The organism is Flavobacterium chryseum, from assembly GCF_004362015.1.
Lineage (GTDB): Bacteria > Bacteroidota > Bacteroidia > Flavobacteriales > Flavobacteriaceae > Flavobacterium.
Genome location: NZ_SNWW01000002.1, coordinates 229,035 through 247,665, shown reverse-complemented (window position 1 = coordinate 247,665; position 18,631 = coordinate 229,035). Strand labels below are relative to the sequence as shown.

Annotated in this window: 15 protein-coding genes; 14 read left to right on the top strand and 1 reads right to left on the bottom strand. The window is 31.3% G+C overall.

Going from position 1 to position 18,631, the window contains the following annotated elements:
• Positions 1–23: 23 nt before the first annotated feature.
• From EV143_RS04760 to EV143_RS04715, 10 genes are all read left to right on the top strand, one after another.
• Positions 24–1,253, top strand: coding sequence for an HD domain-containing protein (locus EV143_RS04760; protein WP_133506828.1), 1,230 nt, complete (start codon positions 24–26; stop codon positions 1,251–1,253).
• Between the two features lie 39 nt (positions 1,254–1,292).
• Entirely contained in the window at positions 1,293–2,336 is a 1,044-nt protein-coding gene (gene lpxD / locus EV143_RS04755) for a UDP-3-O-(3-hydroxymyristoyl)glucosamine N-acyltransferase (protein WP_133506827.1), read from the top strand.
• Entirely contained in the window at positions 2,329–3,717 is a 1,389-nt protein-coding gene (locus EV143_RS04750) for a bifunctional UDP-3-O-[3-hydroxymyristoyl] N-acetylglucosamine deacetylase/3-hydroxyacyl-ACP dehydratase (RefSeq protein WP_133506826.1), read from the top strand. The genes lpxD and EV143_RS04750 overlap by 8 nt, the downstream gene beginning before the upstream one ends.
• Before the next feature lie 72 nt (positions 3,718–3,789).
• Entirely contained in the window at positions 3,790–4,575 is a 786-nt protein-coding gene (gene lpxA, locus EV143_RS04745; protein WP_029270176.1) for an acyl-ACP--UDP-N-acetylglucosamine O-acyltransferase, read from the top strand.
• 125 nt (positions 4,576–4,700) lie between these two features.
• Complete coding sequence (gene efp / locus EV143_RS04740) at positions 4,701–5,267, top strand: elongation factor P (protein WP_035624093.1); 567 nt, start codon at positions 4,701–4,703, stop codon at positions 5,265–5,267.
• A gap of 90 nt (positions 5,268–5,357) precedes the next feature.
• Complete coding sequence (locus tag EV143_RS04735; RefSeq protein ID WP_133506825.1) at positions 5,358–6,287, top strand: UDP-3-O-(3-hydroxymyristoyl)glucosamine N-acyltransferase; 930 nt, start codon at positions 5,358–5,360, stop codon at positions 6,285–6,287.
• A 1-nt stretch (position 6,288) separates the two neighbouring features.
• A complete protein-coding gene (locus tag EV143_RS04730) occupies positions 6,289–6,651 on the top strand; it encodes a nuclear transport factor 2 family protein (RefSeq protein ID WP_133506824.1) in 363 nt (120 codons plus the stop codon).
• An 84-nt stretch (positions 6,652–6,735) separates the two neighbouring features.
• Positions 6,736–7,608, top strand: a complete 873-nt coding sequence (sucD, locus tag EV143_RS04725) for a succinate--CoA ligase subunit alpha (RefSeq protein ID WP_056253252.1) — start codon at positions 6,736–6,738, stop codon at positions 7,606–7,608.
• A 141-nt stretch (positions 7,609–7,749) separates the two neighbouring features.
• Entirely contained in the window at positions 7,750–8,178 is a 429-nt protein-coding gene (locus tag EV143_RS04720; RefSeq protein ID WP_133506823.1) for a hypothetical protein, read from the top strand.
• 125 nt (positions 8,179–8,303) lie between these two features.
• Complete coding sequence (locus EV143_RS04715; RefSeq protein WP_133506822.1) at positions 8,304–10,622, top strand: T9SS type A sorting domain-containing protein; 2,319 nt, start codon at positions 8,304–8,306, stop codon at positions 10,620–10,622.
• Positions 10,623–10,684: 62 nt separating this feature from the next.
• Here the strand turns inward: EV143_RS04715 and EV143_RS04710 are convergent, their stop codons facing one another.
• Positions 10,685–13,789 carry a T9SS type B sorting domain-containing protein gene (locus EV143_RS04710; RefSeq protein ID WP_133506821.1) on the bottom strand — a complete coding sequence of 1,035 codons (3,105 nt, stop codon included), beginning with the start codon at positions 13,787–13,789 and terminating at the stop codon, positions 10,685–10,687.
• A 148-nt stretch (positions 13,790–13,937) separates the two neighbouring features.
• Here EV143_RS04710 and EV143_RS21745 point away from each other — a divergent pair, with 148 nt between their 5' ends.
• The 4 genes from EV143_RS21745 (at position 13,938) to EV143_RS04690 (ending at position 18,475) form a co-directional block, all read left to right on the top strand.
• The gene (locus tag EV143_RS21745; RefSeq protein WP_133506820.1) at positions 13,938–14,933 is read left to right on the top strand and encodes a leucine-rich repeat domain-containing protein; all 996 of its coding nucleotides are present in this window, start codon (positions 13,938–13,940) and stop codon (positions 14,931–14,933) included.
• Between the two features lie 669 nt (positions 14,934–15,602).
• Positions 15,603–16,394, top strand: a complete 792-nt coding sequence (locus EV143_RS21740) for a T9SS type A sorting domain-containing protein (RefSeq protein WP_243739794.1) — start codon at positions 15,603–15,605, stop codon at positions 16,392–16,394.
• Positions 16,395–16,660: 266 nt separating this feature from the next.
• Positions 16,661–17,278, top strand: coding sequence for an RNA polymerase sigma factor (locus EV143_RS04695; RefSeq protein WP_133506819.1), 618 nt, complete (start codon positions 16,661–16,663; stop codon positions 17,276–17,278).
• Positions 17,279–17,359: 81 nt separating this feature from the next.
• On the top strand, positions 17,360–18,475 hold the full coding sequence (locus EV143_RS04690; protein WP_133506818.1) for a FecR family protein: 1,116 nt from the start codon (positions 17,360–17,362) through the stop codon (positions 18,473–18,475).
• Positions 18,476–18,631 lie beyond the last annotated feature (156 nt).

The following is an 18,631-nucleotide window of genomic DNA, read 5'->3' as shown; positions in this document are numbered from 1 at the left end:
TTGACCTAAAAAAGAACTCTATAGTGACCCATATAAATAAATTAAAAATATTTAACGATCCCATTTACGGGTTCATTTCCATCCCAAACGAGCTTATTTACGACTTAATTCAGCATCCGTATTTTCAGCGTTTGCGCCGTATTTCTCAAATGGGATTATCGTATTTGGTGTATCCGGGTGCGAATCATACGCGTTTTCATCATGCTTTAGGGTGTATGCATTTAATGCAAAAAGCTATCGAAACACTTCGTTTTAAGGGAGTTGCTATTTCGGCTAAAGAAGAAAATGCTTTATTAATAGCCATTTTACTGCATGATATTGGCCACGGACCTTTTTCGCATGCTATGGAAAAAAGTATTGTTGAAGATGTAAATCATGAAGCTATTTCATTGTTGTTTATGAACCAGTTAAATGATGAGTTTGATGGAAGACTGAGTTTGGCAATTCAGGTTTTTAAAGGTGATTATCATAGAAAATTCATGCTGCAATTGATTTCTAGTCAATTAGATATGGATAGAATGGATTACCTGAAACGAGATAGTTTTTATACCGGAGTTGCAGAAGGAAACGTCAATTCTGAACGATTAATTCAGATGATGAATGTGGTTGATGGTGTTTTGGTTATTGAAGAAAAAGGGATTTATTCTGTTGAAAAATTCCTGCTCTCAAGACGATTGATGTATTGGCAGGCCTATTTGCATAAAACCAGCTTGGTAGCCGAATTAATTTTGATGAAAGCTTTAAAAAGAGCCAAAGAATTAACCTTAAAAGGTGTGTCTTTGCCTTGCAGCGAACCTCTTTTGTTTTTTATGCAAAATAAAATAACATTAGAAAGTTTTGATGCCGAAAAACTCGATTTGTTTTCGCAATTAGATGATTTTGATATCATTAGCGCTTTAAAAGCATGGCAAAAACAAGATGATTTTATACTTTCTACATTGAGTAAAATGATCATTAACAGAGATTTATTGAAAATTAAGCTCAGTGCAGAAAAAATTCCGATGGAGGAATCGCAATTGTTAAAAGAACAATTTGCCAGCGAACACCATATCACGCAATTAGAAGCAGGATATTTTATTTTTAGAGGAAAAATTAAAAACCAGGCATACAGTAAAGAGGCTGAACCCATAAGAATTTTGAAAAAAGATAAAACAATTGAGGATGTTGTTGAAGCATCTGATCAACTGAATTTGAAATCGTTATCTAAATTGGTGACAAAATATTATATCTGTTTTCCAAAACAACTTATATAAAATTAACATTTAAAATCTATTTTTTATATTTTTGTCGCAATGAAATTTACAGCAGAACAAATAGCAGGGATTTTAGAAGGAGAAGTTGTTGGGAATCCCAATGCAGAAGTTTCTCGCTTATCTAAGATCGAAGAAGGTGAGGAAGGCTCACTTACTTTTTTGGCTAATCCGAAATATATCAACTACATATATAGCACAAAGGCAACAGTTACCATTGTTAATGACAGCTTTGTACCAGAAGCAGAAATCACTACAACTTTGATAAAAGTAGAAGATGCGTATGCATCTTTTTCTAAACTTTTACAGTTTTACAATCAGGTAAAATTAAATAAAAACGGAATAGAAGCACACTCTTTTATATCTGAAGGAACTAAATATGGAGAAAATTTATATTTGGGAAGCTTTAGTTATGTTGGACAAAATGTGATTTTAGGTAATAATGTAAAAATATATCCTAACACTTTTATTGGTGATAATGTTGTTATTGGCGATAATGTATATATTTTTGCAGGCGCTAAAATATATTCTGAAACCATAATAGGAAACAATTGCACTATTCATTCAGGAACTATTATAGGTGCAGATGGTTTTGGTTTTGTACCAAATGAAGAAGGAGTTTACAGTAAAGTACCACAAATAGGAAATGTAATCATTGAAGATAACGTCGATATTGGTGCAAATACGACAATAGACAGAGCAACTCTTGGTTCTACCATTATAAGAAAAGGAGTCAAATTAGACAATCAAATTCAGATAGCACATAATGTAGAAATTGGCAAAAACACTGTAATCGCTGCTCAATCAGGCGTTGCAGGTTCTACAAAAATTGGCGAAAACTGTATGATTGGCGGGCAGGTTGGTATCGCAGGCCATTTAGTTATAGGTAATAATGTTAGGCTTCAGGCACAGTCAGGAGTGGCAAGAAACATTAAAGATGATGAAATTTTACAAGGATCACCATCATTAGGATACAGTGATTTTAATAAATCATATGTTCATTTCAAAAACCTACCTAAAATTGTAGCCGAAGTGGAAGAATTAAAGAAACAAATAATAAACCCAAAAAATGGAAATAATGGTTAAACAGAAGACCATCAAAAATGAAATTTCACTAACAGGAGTTGGATTACACACTGGAAAAGAAGTTACAATGACTTTTAAACCTGCTCCAATAGATAATGGTTTCACTTTTGTTAGAGTTGATTTGCAAGGTCAGCCAGTGATTGAAGCTGATGCTAATTACGTCGTTAATACTCAGAGAGGAACTAATTTAGAAAAATTAGGTGTAAAAATACAAACTCCGGAACACGTTTTAGCTGCAGTTGTTGGTTGTGATTTGGATAATATTATTATTGAATTGAATGCCTCTGAACTTCCTATTATGGATGGTTCATCAAAATATTTTGTTGAAGCAATTGAAAAAGCCGGAATTGAAGAACAAGATGCAAACCGTAATGTTTATGTTGTAAAAGAAGTTATTTCGTTTACAGATGAAGCAACCGGAAGCGAAATTCTGGTAATGCCAAGCGATGATTATCAAGTAACTACAATGGTAGATTTTGGTACAAAAGTTTTAGGCACACAAAACGCTACCCTTAAAAGTATTTCTGATTTTAAAGCTGAAATTGCAAACTCGAGAACTTTTAGTTTTTTGCATGAACTGGAATCTTTACTAGAAAATGGATTAATTAAAGGTGGAGATTTAAATAATGCTATTGTTTATGTAGACAAAGAAATTTCTGAATCTACAATGGCTAATTTAAAGAAAGCTTTTGGTAAAGAAGAGATTTCTGTAAAACCAAATGGAGTTTTAGATAACCTTACTTTACATTACCCAAACGAAGCGGCAAGACACAAATTGCTTGATGTTATTGGAGATTTATCTCTCATTGGAGTTCGCATTCAAGGGAAAATCATTGCAAATAAACCAGGTCATTACGTAAATACTCAATTTGCAAAAAAACTGGCAAAAATCATTAAAATAGAACAAAGAAATCATGTTCCGGTTTACGATTTGAATCAGGAACCATTGATGGATATTCATAAAATCATGGCAATGCTGCCACACAGACCTCCATTTTTATTGATTGACAGAATCATTGAAATGTCTGATCGTCATGTTGTTGGTTTGAAAAATGTAACGATGAATGAGAATTTCTTCGTAGGACATTTTCCTGAAGCTCCTGTAATGCCGGGTGTTTTAATTGTTGAAGCAATGGCACAAACAGGTGGAATTTTGGTTTTAAGCACAGTTCCGGATCCTGAAAATTATTTAACTTACTTTATGAAAATAGATAATGTTAAATTTAAACATAAAGTATTGCCGGGTGACACATTAATTTTCAAATGCGAATTGATTTCTCCTATCAGACGAGGAATTTGTCATATGCAGGCAAATGCATACGCAAATGGTAAATTAGTTACCGAGGCAGAATTAATGGCTCAAATTGTTAGAAAACAATAATTTTAATCAAATTTATTGTTTACGTTTGTTGCCCAAATTAGACTATTTTAATTTAAAATATAAAACTTACAGATGAATCAACCATTAGCATATGTTCATCCTGGCGCCAAAATCGCTAAAAATGTTGTAATTGAACCTTTTACAACAATTCACAATAATGTTGTTATTGGTGATGGTACTTGGATTGGTTCAAATGTAACCATTATGGAAGGCGCCCGAATTGGCAAAAATTGCAATATTTTTCCGGGAGCTGTTATTTCAGCCGTTCCACAAGATTTAAAATTTGGAGGAGAAGATTCTCTTGCTATAATTGGAGACAATTGTACGATTAGAGAATGTGTTACTATAAATAGAGGTACAGTTGCTTCCGGGCAAACCATTTTAGGAAATAATTGTCTGGTTATGGCTTATGCACACATTGCACACGATTGCGAAATTGGAAATAATGCCATTATCGTAAACGGAGTTGCATTGGCAGGTCACGTAGTAGTTGGAAACCACGCCGTAATTGGAGGTTTAGCAGCAATTCACCAATTTATTCATATTGGAGATCATGCTATGATTTCTGGCGGATCTTTGGTTAGAAAAGATGTTCCGCCTTATACAAAAGCTGCAAAAGAGCCGTTATCATACGTAGGTATCAACTCTGTAGGTTTAAGAAGAAGAGGATTTAGTACTGAAAAAATTAGAGAAATTCAGGAAATTTATAGAATTCTGTACCAAAAAAATTACAATACAACGCAAGCTTTAAGTATTATTGAAGCTGAAATGGAAGCTACTCCTGAGAGAGATGAAATTTTAGATTTTATCAGAAATTCATCAAGAGGAATTATGAAAGGTTATTCAGGAAACTATTAATTTTAGAGTTTAGATTTCTGATTTTAGATTTCTGAACCAAAAATTAAAAACATATTAATAAAATAATGTAGAATTATTCTTGTCAAGAATCTAAAATCTACATTCTAAAATCTAAAATAAAAAAAATGGCATCTACATCAGATATTAGAAACGGATTGTGTATTAAATTTAATCACGATATTTATAAAATAGTCGAATTTCTTCACGTAAAACCTGGAAAAGGTCCAGCTTTCGTAAGAACCAAATTGAGAAGTTTAACTACAGGAAGAGTATTAGATAATACATTTTCTGCAGGACATAAAATTGACGATGTGCGTGTTGAGACGCATAATTACCAGTTTTTATATGCTGAAGGAGATGAATTTCATTTTATGAATACAGAATCTTTTGAGCAAATTTCTTTAAATAAAAATATCTTGGACGCTCCTGGATTATTGAAAGAAGGAACAAGTGTAATGGTTCAGGTAAATACTGAAACTGATTTGCCTTTATCTGTAGATATGCCATCTTCTGTAATTCTTGAAGTTACATATGCTGAGCCAGGAGTAAAAGGAAATACAGCTACAAATGCAACTAAATCTGCTACAGTAGAAACAGGTGCAACAGTAAACGTTCCGTTGTTCATCAACGAAGGTGATAAAATTAAAATTGATACAGCTTCAGGTTCTTACATGGAGCGTGTAAAAGAGTAGTTTTTATAAGTTTTCAGTTTTCAGTCGCAGTTAGCAGTTGTTGATAGATTGAAAACTGAGACTGAAAACTGAACTAAAAACTAAATATATATGAAATTTCCAAAAGTTCACTCTTTAGAAGAAATTGCAAGTTTGCTTAACTGCGAATTTATTGGCGACAAAAACTTTGAGGTTTTAGGCATGAACGAAATACATGTCGTTGAACCAGGAGATATAGTTTTTGTAGATCACCCAAAATATTATGACAAAGCTTTACAATCGGCCGCTACAATTGTTTTAATTAACAAAAAAGTAGATTGTCCTGAAGGTAAAGCACTTTTAATTTCTGATGATCCTTTCAGAGATTTCAATACTTTAACCAAACATTTTAAACCTTTTCAATTTGCAAATGTGGCAATTGCTTCTTCTGCAGAAATTGGGGAAGGAACTGTAATTCAGCCCAATAGTTTTATTGGAAATCATGTAAAAATTGGTAAAAACTGTTTGATACATTCTAATGTTTCTATTTATGACCACACTGTAATTGGCGATAATGTTATTATTCACGCTGGAACTATTTTAGGTGCCGATGCTTTTTATTATAAAAAACGTCCGGATGGTTTTGATCAGTTAATTTCTGGTGGAAGAGTTGTAATCGAAGATAATGTTGGAATTGGAGCGCTTTGTACTATTGATAAAGGCGTTACAGGCGATACAACAATTGGAGAAGGAACAAAAATTGATAATCAGGTACATGTTGGACATGATTCTGTAATAGGGAAAAAATGTTTAATTGCCTCACAAACCGGTATCGCCGGCTGTGTTATTATTGAAGATGAAGTTACGATTTGGGGACAAGTTGGAACAACAAGTGGCATTACCATAGGAGCAAAAGCTGTTATTATGGGACAAACAGGCGTTACAAAATCGGTTGAAGGCGGAAAATCTTATTTTGGAACTCCAATTGAAGAATCAAGAGAAAAGTTAAAGCAATTAGCCAATATCAAAAAGATTCCTGAAATTCTAAATAAATTGAAGTAATATGTCTATAAAAGAATTTGTTCAAAAATTTTATAAGTCGGATGCCTTAATTGATAGCGAAATCATGAAAACCTATTTGCATCCTGATGTAAAGTTAGACTGGCACAGTACCAAAGGATTAATCGTGATGGATTATAATTCGATGTTAGGTATGGCGAATGAATTGAGTCGTGCTTATGTACGCTCTAAAGTAAGAATTAGCCATATTATTGCCGAAGATGATTTAGTTTCAATACGTTATTCTCATTTTGTAAAAACGATTGAAAATCCAAGAGAAGAAATGTTGTTAGCCCATTTTGCTACAATTTGGCAAATTAAAGATGACAAATTATATCGAGGTTATCAGATGAGTCAATTTTCTTAATTTTTTTGGAGACAAAAACGTTAAAATAGATTACAAAACCTTATTTTTGCAACACAATTTTAAAAACTACATAAAATATATATCATGAGTGTTTTAGTTAATAAAGATTCCAAAATAATTGTTCAAGGATTTACAGGAAGCGAAGGAACTTTCCATGCTTCTCAAATGATTGAGTATGGTACTAATGTTGTTGGTGGTGTTACTCCGGGAAAAGGAGGGACTAGCCATTTAGATCGTCCGGTTTTTAATACAGTAAAAGATGCTGTAGATCAAGCTGGAGCTGATACATCTATCATTTTTGTTCCGCCTGCTTTTGCTGCTGATGCAATTATGGAAGCTGCTGATGCTGGAATCAAAGTAATTATTGCTATTACAGAAGGAATTCCTGTAGCAGATATGATTAAAGCAAATAATTATGTTAAAGAAAGAAATTCTAGATTAATCGGACCAAACTGTCCGGGAGTAATTACTCCGGGTGAAGCTAAAGTTGGTATTATGCCAGGTTTCGTTTTCAAAAAAGGAACAGTTGGTATCGTTTCTAAATCAGGAACTTTAACTTACGAAGCTGCTGACCAGGTTGTAAAACAAGGTTTAGGAATTACTACAGCTATTGGTATTGGTGGAGATCCAATTATTGGAACTACAACTAAAGAAGCTGTTGAATTATTAATGAACGACCCTGAAACTGAAATTATCATCATGATTGGTGAAATTGGAGGTCAATTAGAAGCTGATGCTGCTAAATGGGTAAGAGCTGATGGTAACCGTAAGCCAGTTGTTGGTTTTATCGCTGGAGAAACTGCTCCTGCTGGTAGAACAATGGGTCACGCAGGTGCTATTGTTGGAGGTTCTGATGATACTGCTGCTGCTAAAAAGCAAATTATGAGAGACAACGGAATTCACGTTGTTGATTCACCAGCTGAAATTGGTAAAAAAGTAAAAGAAATACTTGGATAATATCCAATATTGAAAATAAAAAATTCCAAAAAAAGTCTCAATATTTTGTTGAGACTTTTTTACATTAAAAAAATGTAAGGAATATAAACAAACACTTAGTTTCTTAGAATCTTAGAACCTTTGTGGAAAAACAAAAGAAATATGAGTAAAGAATTAAAAAAGTTTAAAGTAAGCAATAGTTTTACTTTTACTATTGAAGACAGTTTAGAACAAGTTTGCAATGCTCCGGAAGGAGGTGCAGGAGTTTTTATTGTTTATGCAGTTGAAGGTGATGCAAAAGAATTGATTATGGTTTCTTCTACAGGAACTGTTCAAAACGACGGAACATTGAAAAGTAAAAATGGTGGTTTATATGATAAAATCGTAAACGGACACCAATTCGCAAAAACAGGAAGAAAGTATTCCTGGCCGGCACAAATGAAATTAGAAAATATCACGGCTCTTGAAGTGGTTTGGTACGAGACTTTCAATGCTGATTCAAAAGCAATTCCAACTGCAGTTGAAGGACAAGTTTTGCAAAATTTCTTGGATGAAAATGCAAAATTACCAAGATGGAATGTAGCTTTCTAAGCAATCCTTCTTTCAAATACAAATTATTAAAAGTCTTGCTAACATTTAGTAAGGCTTTTTTTATTTAGCACTAGGTTTTGATTTTTTGACTTTATATATTTATAGCCTAAAAACAAAATTAAAATATGATAAAAAACTACTTGTTATTACTGGCTTTATGTCTTTTTTCTTCTGTTAATGCCCAAATAATAAATTTTCCAGATCCAAATTTTAAAATGTGGTTATTGACTGCAAGCGGTACTCCGACAAATGTTAGTCAAGCTTTTGATGTAAATGGCAATCAATTTTTTATTGACTCTAATCACGATGGAGAAATTCAAGTTGATGAAGCTAAAAAAATATACAAAATTAGTGTTCCCTGCAGCAGCTGTTATGATGATAGAAAGATATCATCTATAGAAGGAATACAGTATTTTATCAATCTTACAGAATTGAATTTAAGTAGTAATTTAATTGAAAATGTAGACTTGAAAAATTTAAAAAATCTGGTTCATTTATCATTTCTTTACAATAAACTTAAAGAATTTGATTTTACCGGATTAGAGAATTTAGAAACTTTTGAAGGTTCTGGTAATTTATTTGAAACGATTGATTTTTCAAAAGCTAAAAAAGTGAGATCAATAAGTTGTGGTCATAATAATTTGAATAGTATAAACGTATCCAATTTAAGTTACCTTCAAGTTTTTTACGTAGAAAATAACAATTTATCTAGTTTAAATATCAGCGATCAGTCAAATTTAGTTTTTTTCTACTGCAATAATAATAAAATTACAAATCTTGATACGAAAAGTCTTTATAATATAGTTGATTTTCGTTGTGAAAATAATCTGATAACCTCTTTGGATTTTTCAAATTCAAAAAAACTAGAGACTTTAAATTGTAATAAAAACAAATTAAGTTCTTTATTTCTTAAAAACGGACATTTTGAAAATAATTTGCAGTTTAATGATAATCCAGATTTAAAGTTTATCTGCGCTGATGAGAATTTTAGTAATAACCTTCCAGAAATGTCTAATGTCAATTATATGATCAATGAATATAAATTGAATGAATGCTCAGCTAACTCTTATTGCTCATTTAATCCCGGAGGAATATATTACACTATAAATGGAAATCAAAAGTATGACTCAGATAATAATGGCTGTGATATTTCTGACACTAAATTGCCAAATTTAAATTTTGATATTACTAATGGAGTTCTAAAAGGAAATATAATTTCTGACGAATCCGGTAATTATTCAATTCCCGTAGGTGAAGGAACTCATACCATAACACCAATTTTGGAAAATCCAAACTATTATGAAGTTTCCCCAGAATCTTTTGTGGCAACTTTCCCAACACAAACAAGTCAGTTTACTCAAAATTTTTGCGTTACGCCAAAAGGCGAACATCAGGATGTAGAAATTACTATTTTATCACTTCTTCCGGCAAGGCCAGGCTTTGATGCCAATTATAAAATTGTTTATAAAAATAAGGGCAACAAAACAGTATCAGGTTCTGTTACTCTTGATTTTAATGATGCTGTTTTAGATTATGTATCGGCTGTTCCAAATATTACAAGCCAGACGACCAATAAATTAGTTTGGGATTATACAAACTTAAAAGCTTTAGAAACACGCGAAATTAATGTAACCCTGAATGTTAATTCGCCAATGGAAACTCCTGCTGTAAATATAAATGATCGCTTGAGCTTTAACGCTTTAATTACTCCTGTAACAGGTGATGAAAAACCGGTTGATAACTCTTTTGCATTGCGCCAGACTGTCGTTGGTTCTTATGATCCAAATGATAAAACGTGTTTAGAAGGCGATGTAATAACGCCGGAATTAATTGGAGAATATGTGCATTATTTAATTCGTTTCGAAAATACCGGAACTTATCCTGCAGAAAATATTGTTGTAAAAGATATGATCGATTTATCAAAGTTTGATATTTCGACATTAGTTCCAACAAGCGCAAGTCATTCTTATACCACTAAAATTTCAGAAGGAAATAAGGTAGAATTTATCTTCGAAAAAATAAATCTTCCATTTAATGACGCAAACAATGACGGATATATCGCTTTTAAAATTAAAACTTTACCAACATTGTCAACAGGAGATTCTTTTACAAATGAAGCCAATATTTATTTCGATTATAATTTTCCAATTTTAACTAACAAAGCAACTTCAACTTTTAAAACGTTAGGAACACAGGATTTTGAGTTTTCGAAGTATTTCACTATTTATCCGAATCCGGTACAGAATGTTTTAAACATTTCTATAAAGAATGATATAACTATTAAATCAATTGCAATTTATGATGTATTAGGACAATTGGTTATTGTAGTTCCAAATTCTGAAAATGTTTATCAAGTTGATGTTTCAAAATTAAAAACGGGGAATTATTTCATAAAAATAAAATCTAATAAAGGAACTTCAAGTTCAAAATTTATTAAAGTTTAGAAGGAGTTTTAAATAAAAAAAGAGCCTGAAATTTTCAGGCTCTTTTTTTATGTGTAATAATTTTATCTTTTCAGGCTAAAATGAGATTTAAATTCTTTTTCAATTTTGTTTTCAGTAAAGAGTATTTTAAACCAATAATCAGTTGAAGGCATTTGGTGTCCGTTGTATGTGCCGTCCCATCCTAAAACTTTAGAATTTATTTGTTTTAACAATTTTCCATAACGATCAAATATAAAAATTCTATCGTTTTCTATTCCTTCAAAACCAATTATATTCCAGGTATCATTATGACCATCGCCATTTGGGGTAAAGAATTTAGGATATCCTATTACTGTGATTTCTTTATTTAATTTGGTGCATCCATTCGTACTTCTAACAGTTATAATATGTTTTCCTGAAGTTACATCAGTAAATTGATTTGAAAATTGAAAATCTGAATTATCTATTTGGTATTCAAAAGCTCCTGAAGCATTCGTGACTTTGACCGTTACAGTTGAGTTTTCAGCAAAGGATTCAGATTGTGTTATGGTTATCTCTCCAGAATCAGTTTTGGTGCTTGTAACTATTGCTTCCGAAATATCTGAAATACAATTGGTGTTTTTATCGATTGCAATTACAGCATAGTGGCCTGTTTCTTTTGCTTCTAATGTGTTACCATTTTGATTTGGCATTTTATTTCCTTCTAAAAACCATTCAAAATTGTATGATGAATTATTTAGCTGTGTATTTAAGATATACGATTGAATAAGATTATTTGTTACGTTTTCAATACAAATTTTTCCATCTTCGATTTTCGGTTCTGGTTTAGGATACACAGTAACCGTTAATTTAGTTGAACCCGCACATTGACCATTATTTGGAACAAACGTATATTCGGTAGTAGCAAGGTTATTTATTGCAGGAGTCCAAGTTCCTGTAATTCCATTATTTGATTGTAATAGAAGCGTAATATTTTCTCCTTCACAAATTGGTACAATAGGGGTAAATATAGGAATTGTTTTTTGATTTACATTCACGGTCAATTTAGCATTATTGCTGCATTGCCCGGAGTTTGGGATAAATGTGTATTCAGTTGTAATTAAATTATTAATTGCAGGAGTCCAGGTTCCTGTTATTCCATTATTTGATTGTAATGGAAGAACAATTGTTTCGCCTTCACAAATTGGAGCAATTCCCGTAAATATTGGGGTAATTTTAGGAATTATATTTACTGTTAATTTTGTTGTAGTTGCACATTGTCCTAAATTGGGAATAAAAGTATACTCTGTTGTTTTTAGATTATTTATTGCGGGAGTCCAAGTTCCTGCTATCCCATTATTTGATTGCAAGGGAAGAACAATATTTTCTCCTTCGCAAATTGGTGCAATAGCAGTAAATATTGGAATTATTGTTTGATTTACAATTACAGTTAATTTAGAAGTAGTTGCGCATTGTCCTGAAGTAGGTGTAAAAGTATACTCAGTGGTTGCTAAATTGTTTATTGCAGGAGTCCATGTTCCTGTTATACCATTTGTTGATTGTAATGGAAGCATAAAATTTCCACCTTCACAAATTGCATTAATAGGCGTAAAGTCCGGAATAGATCTTTCAAGTATATTTATAGAACCAATAGCTGTTGCATTTGCACCGCATCCTCCAGATGTAGTAATAATGAAATTATAATTTCCAGATGAAACTGCAGTTCCGCTAATTGTAAATACATTTCCAGTTAAAGTTCCTGTTACGCCACTTGGCAGACTTCCAGAAGTTATAGATGCACCAGTCGCTCCGCCGCCAATCGTATAACTCATATCAGAAATAATTGTATTTGCACAAGTTTGTTGGGACGTTGGAACTTGACTGTGAATTATTGTTGGATTAATTATACATGTATCGAGTGTGCAGGAAATCGAGTTTGGACCAAAACATTCCGCTGGTGTTCCTGTTGGAGTAACAGTAATTGTAACGGTTTCACCTGGAGGAACATTTTGAACAGTATAGGAATATACTTTTCCAAGAAATCCAATATTTACAATAGGATTAGTTCCAATTTTATATGCTACAGAAAACCCTGCGTTTCCTAAAGCTAACCAATCAAAAGTAATCGAGTTTGATGTTTTTGTTCCGCAGTAAATATAAGGTTGTGCAATAGTAGTAAATTGTATTTTTATTTCATCAGAAACGGGACAACCAATTCCTATTGGACTTGCTTTCACACCATAAGTTCCGGATCGATCTACTGTAATTTCAGGACCTGTTTGAAATGGAATTACTACTCCATTAAATGTCCACTCATGAGTTACCGAAGGATCTAATCCTGTTTTTAAAGTATAATTTGATGTGGAACAAATTTGCAAATCTTCTCCTAAATTAATCCCCGATGAACTAAAACTGGCACCTTCAATAAAAACAGCCGAATCATAATTGTTATCAGATACATTTGCAATTGCAAGTTTTATATGGTACGTTTTTCCACATTCTACAGCAGCGCTTGCTTGTATAACTTTTGTAAAACCATCATATTGAATTGTAGCTCCATTTTTATTATTTACATAATACTGACAATATTCGCATGGTCCAGCATTGGTTATACCATTATTTAGATTATTAATTGAGACAGGGAATGAAGTATTTGGAATTAAAGTTATATTTTTAGCATTTCCTGTATACGGTCCTGTTATTCCCGGTCCACTTATAAAGAAACCAAAATTGTCATTATATAAATCATTTACATATTCAGGATATTCATCAGACGCAAAAACAAAATTAAAAGTCAATTTATTTCCAACAGGAACAAAATCAAATTCAAGAATAGCTACATTCTTGATTGGCTGATTATTAGTTAAAATAGATAAATCTGCATCTCCTTGAAAAGGACTTGATGTTGGGAGTGTGGCTAGTGTACTATCATTTGGTCCTTTAGCTATAATTGCATTTCCGGTACTTAAAATCAAACCTTTATTTATACCAACATTTGTTGCTGCGCCGTTATCAAATACTGCAATTTGATCACTTATTGTATTTGAAGCTGAACCATTAAATTTAATATTTGAAATATTGATTCCTTGTCCAAGTAATACATTTTGAGCTAATTGCTGTGGAGTTAAGGTTGAATTGTCAATAACTAACTGCGCTTTAGCAAAGTTTGCAGTTAATACTATTAGAAGCACAAAAAGTGTTTTTTTCATTTATAATTTTATGGAAATCAGAATATAGAAGCAAATATAATTAACCAAATGAACACATTTGAGGTTTCTAATAAAATCTTGATAAAATATTTTGGTAAGAATTACGATGTTACTTAAAACCCTATATTTACTTCTTCAAAAACATATTATGAAGAAAAACTACTTTTTATTATTTACATTTTTTTTATTGATTACTGGAAATGCACAAGTTATTGAATTTAAATCTTCAAGATTTCTTGAGGTATTATTATATTCAGATACAAGTAGTAGCATTGCAAAAGATTCTAAGGGTAATTCAATTAAAATTGATGAAAATGGAGATAAAGAAATACAAATATCAGAAGCTCTTAAAGTAAGTGAGTTAAATATATCATCTTATTATTTGACTGATATTAGTGGAGTTGAAAACTTCACCAATTTAAAAACTTTTATTTGTTGGGGTAATTATTTAACTTCTTTTAATGTCAACTCTTTAAAGGAGTTAACATACTTAAATTGTAGCGGTATTTCTGTTAATTCTTTAGATTTTTCAGCTCTCAGAAATTTGGAAACTTTAGTTTGTACCCAAACTCAACTTGTTTCAGTAAATGTTGTAGGTCTATCTAAACTTCATCATCTGCATTTAGACCGAAATTTATTAGAAAATCTAGATTTATCGGGATTGGAAAGCTTAAAATATATTGATTGTGGTTATAATAATCTAAAAAAATTAGATGTGTCCGGACTAACAAAATTGGAAGATTTAATTTGTAATGATAGTAAAATTGAAAATATAATCAATTTAAAAGATTGTAATAACCTTACCAGATTATGGATACAAAATAACGAATTAAATAATCTTGATCTTTCAAATTGTCCTAAATTATCTGATTTATGGGCTGATGAAAACAATCTGACATTTATAGATTTAACAACTCCAAAAAATATACGTAATGCTAGTTTAGGGAAAAATAAATTAACATCTTTCAATGTAGATGATTTTAGTAATATTGAATTTATCCGTTTATCAGACAATAATCTGACTACAATCGATTTGTCGAAATTTATTAACATTAGCAGTGCTGAATGTAAGAATAATAAAAATTTGACGACTATTTTTTTAAAAAACGGAAAAAACGAAGGTATTGATATTGAAGGAGTTTAAAATATATTTGTAATGATGACATCAAAGATTCACAAATTGAAAAATATCTTAAATATTACAATTATACAAATATATCGTTAAATTCTTATTGCACATTTGGTCCTGGAGGAGTTTATTCTACCATTAAAGGAGCTACAAAAATTGATATTGATAAAGATGGTGTAGCGAAAATGATAAAGCTTTTACGAATTTAAAATTCAATATCACTGATGGAATTTCAAATAATAGTATAATTTCAGATAAGTCTGGTAATTACAGTTTACTTGTTGGCGATGGTGCTTATAAAATTGAACCATCTTTAGAGAATAATACCTATTTTAAAGTTTATCCAGAATCAATTTCAGTAACCTTTCCAGCAGAAGCAAGCCCTTTTATTCAAAATTTTTGTGTAACGCCAAACGGCTCTCATCAAGACTTAGAAGTTACTTTTTTTTCGGTTATTCCTGCTAGGCCAGGTTTTGATGCTACTTATAAAATAGTTTATAAAATAAAGGAAATCAGCTAAAATCTGGTTCAGTTTCGCTTGACTTTAATGATGCTGTTTTAGATTTTATATCTGCTGTACCTTATATTTCAAGTCAGGTAACGAATAAGTTGATTTGGAATTATGAGAACTTAGAACCTTTTGAAAGCAGAGAGATTTTAATTACTCTAAATGTCAATTCTCCAATGGAAACTCCTGCAGTTAATATTAATGACAGATTAAGTTTTAACGCTCTAATCCTTCCACTTGTTAATGATGAAAAACCAGTTGATAACTCTTTTGCTTTGCGTCAAACAGTTGTTGGCTCTTATGATCCAAATGACAAAACGTGTTTAGAAGGTGATGTTATTACACCAGAATTAATTGGGGAATATGTGCATTATTTAATTCGATTCGAAAATACAGGAACGTATAAGGCTGAAAATATTGTGGTAAAAGATATGATCGATTTATCAAAATTTGATATTTCAACTTTAGTGCCAACTAGTGCAAGCCATTCTTATACAACGAAAATTTCCCAGGGAAATAAAGTAGAATTTATCTTCGAAAAGATAAACCTTCCATTTGATGATGCTAATAATGATGGTTATATAGCTTTTAAAATCAAAACTTTACCAACCTTATCAATAGGTGATGCGTTTACGAATGAAGCTAATATTTATTTTGATTATAACTTTCCAATTTTAACGAATAAAGCAACTTCTACTTTTAAAACTTTAGGAACTCAGGATTTTGAATTTTCTAATTATTTTAATGTTTATCCAAATCCGGCAAAAAATGATTTAAATATTTCTTCTAATAATCAAATTGAGATCCGGTCAATGTCAATATATGATATTTTAGGACAATTGATAATTGCAGTTCCGAGTGCTGGAAAGGCTTCAAAGGTTGATGTTTCAAAATTACGAACTGGAAACTATATTTTGAAAATTAAAACTGACAAAGGAATTTCGGGAACAAAATTTATTAAAGAATAAACTTATATCCATGCTGTATGGTAAATTCTTACATTTTAATAATAGCTTAAAATAAATTATTTTTTAACATTTATTTAAGATCTCTGACAGAGTCAAACTTACGAGCGGTTTCCTCATTAAGAAACCGCTTCTTTTTTGTAAATAAATTGGTTTTATTTATTTGCTTTTATATATTTATCAAACATACTTAAAAGATAATGTTAAAATATTATTCTCTTAGTATTAAGTTAAGCCTGTTTTCTAAATATACTACGCCGCAAATAGATATGAATAGCCAAATATTAAACAACAAACTTTTAGATGATAATACTCTTTGGAGTAATTTAAAAGCAGGTGATGAGAAGTCTTTTTCATTACTTTTTGAAAGATATTACAAGGATTTAATTAGTTACGGAAATTCACTTTCTCCATTTCAGGAAAAGGTTCAAGATTGTGTACAGGATGTTTTCGCTGATGTTTGGGTATATAGAAATTCATTGCAGGAAAGTGTTATTGTAAAAGCATATTTGTTATCAAGTGTAAGAAAAAGAATTGCACGTTTATTTCAAAGAGATCATATATTTCGTAAAACCACTTCAACTGAAGCAATAGAGTTTCTTTTTGATTTTTCTATCGAAAATGAATTAGTAGAAGATGAAGTAACCGCAGAACGTGTTTTATATCTAAATAAATTGCTGAACGATTTGCCTCCGCGTCAAAAAGAAGCTTTGTATCTTAGATATCATCAAGGATTAGCTGTAGAACAAATTGCAGAGTTGCTTGATGTTAATTATCAGTCAGCCAATAATTTATTATACCGCGGATTATTAAGCCTTCGCAAAGAATGGAAAGGTAATTTATCCTATATTGTACTACTATCTTCAGGTGTTTTGCAATTTTCTTAAAAAAAACTTAAAAATAATCACAATTAGGTGAGTATGTAATAAGAAAGCTGTCCTCTATGTTTTTGTAACCCTTATCTCTAGATGCAAAAACGTAATAATTATACCGAAATCGAAGATTTTTTAGCTGATGAATCATTTCAATTATGGATTCTTTCAAAAATTGATGAACAAGGCTGGGAGGAATGGACTTTAGAAAACCGTCAACGAGCCAAATTAGTTGAGGATGCCAGACTTTTATTATTAGCAATGAAAGTTACTGATGTGAATTTGTCTCAAAACCAGATTCACGAAGCATTACAATCTACCTGGAATAAAATCGAAGAAAAAGAAAATTTTTATAACCAAACCAAAAAATCAAAGATTAGATTTTTGCAAAGGTATTGGTTAAGTGCAGCAGTAGCAGCAGTTTTGTTGATTTTTATATCACTTTATATTTTTAGAAATAATAGTATAACGACCAATACTGTGGTTACATACAATGAATTGATTGAAGAAAATGATGAAGGGTTGGTTGAGCAAACTAATAACTCGGATATCTCTCAAATCATAACATTATCAGATGGAAGTTCTGTTTTATTACAACCAAAAAGTAAATTAAGTTATCCTAAAATCTTTACCGGAAATGAAAGAAAGGTTTATTTATCCGGCGAAGGTTTCTTTGAAATTAGTAAAAATCCCAAAAAGCCCTTTTTTGTTTATGCAAACGAAATTGTAACAAGAGTAGTTGGTACTAGTTTTAGAATTAAAGCATATCAGGACCAGCAAAATGTTGAAGTTCTCGTTCGCACCGGTAAAGTAAGGGTAAAATCAAATAGTCTGGTTTCTAATGAAAATGATGACGAAGTAGTATTACTTCCAAATCAGGCACTTCGATTCATTCGTAAAGATTTGGTATTTAATAAAATAACCAATATTACTAAAGACGAAGTGTTGGTTCATAGTGTTGGAAATATTGAGCAGCTTAGTTTTGAATTTAATGATATTCCAATCACTCAAATTTTCGAGACAATAGAGCAGGCTTATTTAGTTGAGATTGATTATCCTAAAGATAAACTTAAAGATTGTCATTTAACAACATCGCTAAGTGATCAGCCGTTACCGGAAAAACTTAAAATCATTTGCAAAAGTATTGGAGGCGATAGTACATTCGAGATGAATGGAAATCAAATTACCATACATTCAGAAGGTTGTAATTAGCCCTATTTATTTTTCAAACAAATTTTATCTAAAAACCAAACTTAAACCAAATATCATTAAAAGCCTATGTAAGAATAAAATGCATTAAAAAAAGTGCCGAAATGCTGTAACATTATCGACACTTAATAAAATTGAATTTCTCTCTGTAAAGAGTCA

Bases quoted from the DNA above. Each gene is read 5' to 3' on its own strand.
- lpxD (WP_133506827.1), top strand. From the start codon at position 1,293: ATGAAATTTACAGCAGAACAAATAGCAGGGATTTTAGAAGGAGAAGTT.
- EV143_RS04690 (WP_133506818.1), top strand. From the start codon at position 17,360: ATGCAAAAACGTAATAATTATACCGAAATCGAAGATTTTTTAGCTGAT.
- EV143_RS04720 (WP_133506823.1), top strand. From the start codon at position 7,750: ATGAGTAAAGAATTAAAAAAGTTTAAAGTAAGCAATAGTTTTACTTTT.
- lpxA (WP_029270176.1), top strand. From the start codon at position 3,790: ATGAATCAACCATTAGCATATGTTCATCCTGGCGCCAAAATCGCTAAA.
- EV143_RS04735 (WP_133506825.1), top strand. From the start codon at position 5,358: ATGAAATTTCCAAAAGTTCACTCTTTAGAAGAAATTGCAAGTTTGCTT.
- sucD (WP_056253252.1), top strand. From the start codon at position 6,736: ATGAGTGTTTTAGTTAATAAAGATTCCAAAATAATTGTTCAAGGATTT.
- efp (WP_035624093.1), top strand. From the start codon at position 4,701: ATGGCATCTACATCAGATATTAGAAACGGATTGTGTATTAAATTTAAT.
- EV143_RS04715 (WP_133506822.1), top strand. From the start codon at position 8,304: ATGATAAAAAACTACTTGTTATTACTGGCTTTATGTCTTTTTTCTTCT.
- EV143_RS21740 (WP_243739794.1), top strand. From the start codon at position 15,603: ATGGAAACTCCTGCAGTTAATATTAATGACAGATTAAGTTTTAACGCT.
- EV143_RS04710 (WP_133506821.1), bottom strand. From the start codon at position 13,789: ATGAAAAAAACACTTTTTGTGCTTCTAATAGTATTAACTGCAAACTTT.
- EV143_RS04730 (WP_133506824.1), top strand. From the start codon at position 6,289: ATGTCTATAAAAGAATTTGTTCAAAAATTTTATAAGTCGGATGCCTTA.
- EV143_RS04750 (WP_133506826.1), top strand. From the start codon at position 2,329: ATGGTTAAACAGAAGACCATCAAAAATGAAATTTCACTAACAGGAGTT.
- EV143_RS04695 (WP_133506819.1), top strand. From the start codon at position 16,661: ATGAATAGCCAAATATTAAACAACAAACTTTTAGATGATAATACTCTT.
- EV143_RS21745 (WP_133506820.1), top strand. From the start codon at position 13,938: ATGAAGAAAAACTACTTTTTATTATTTACATTTTTTTTATTGATTACT.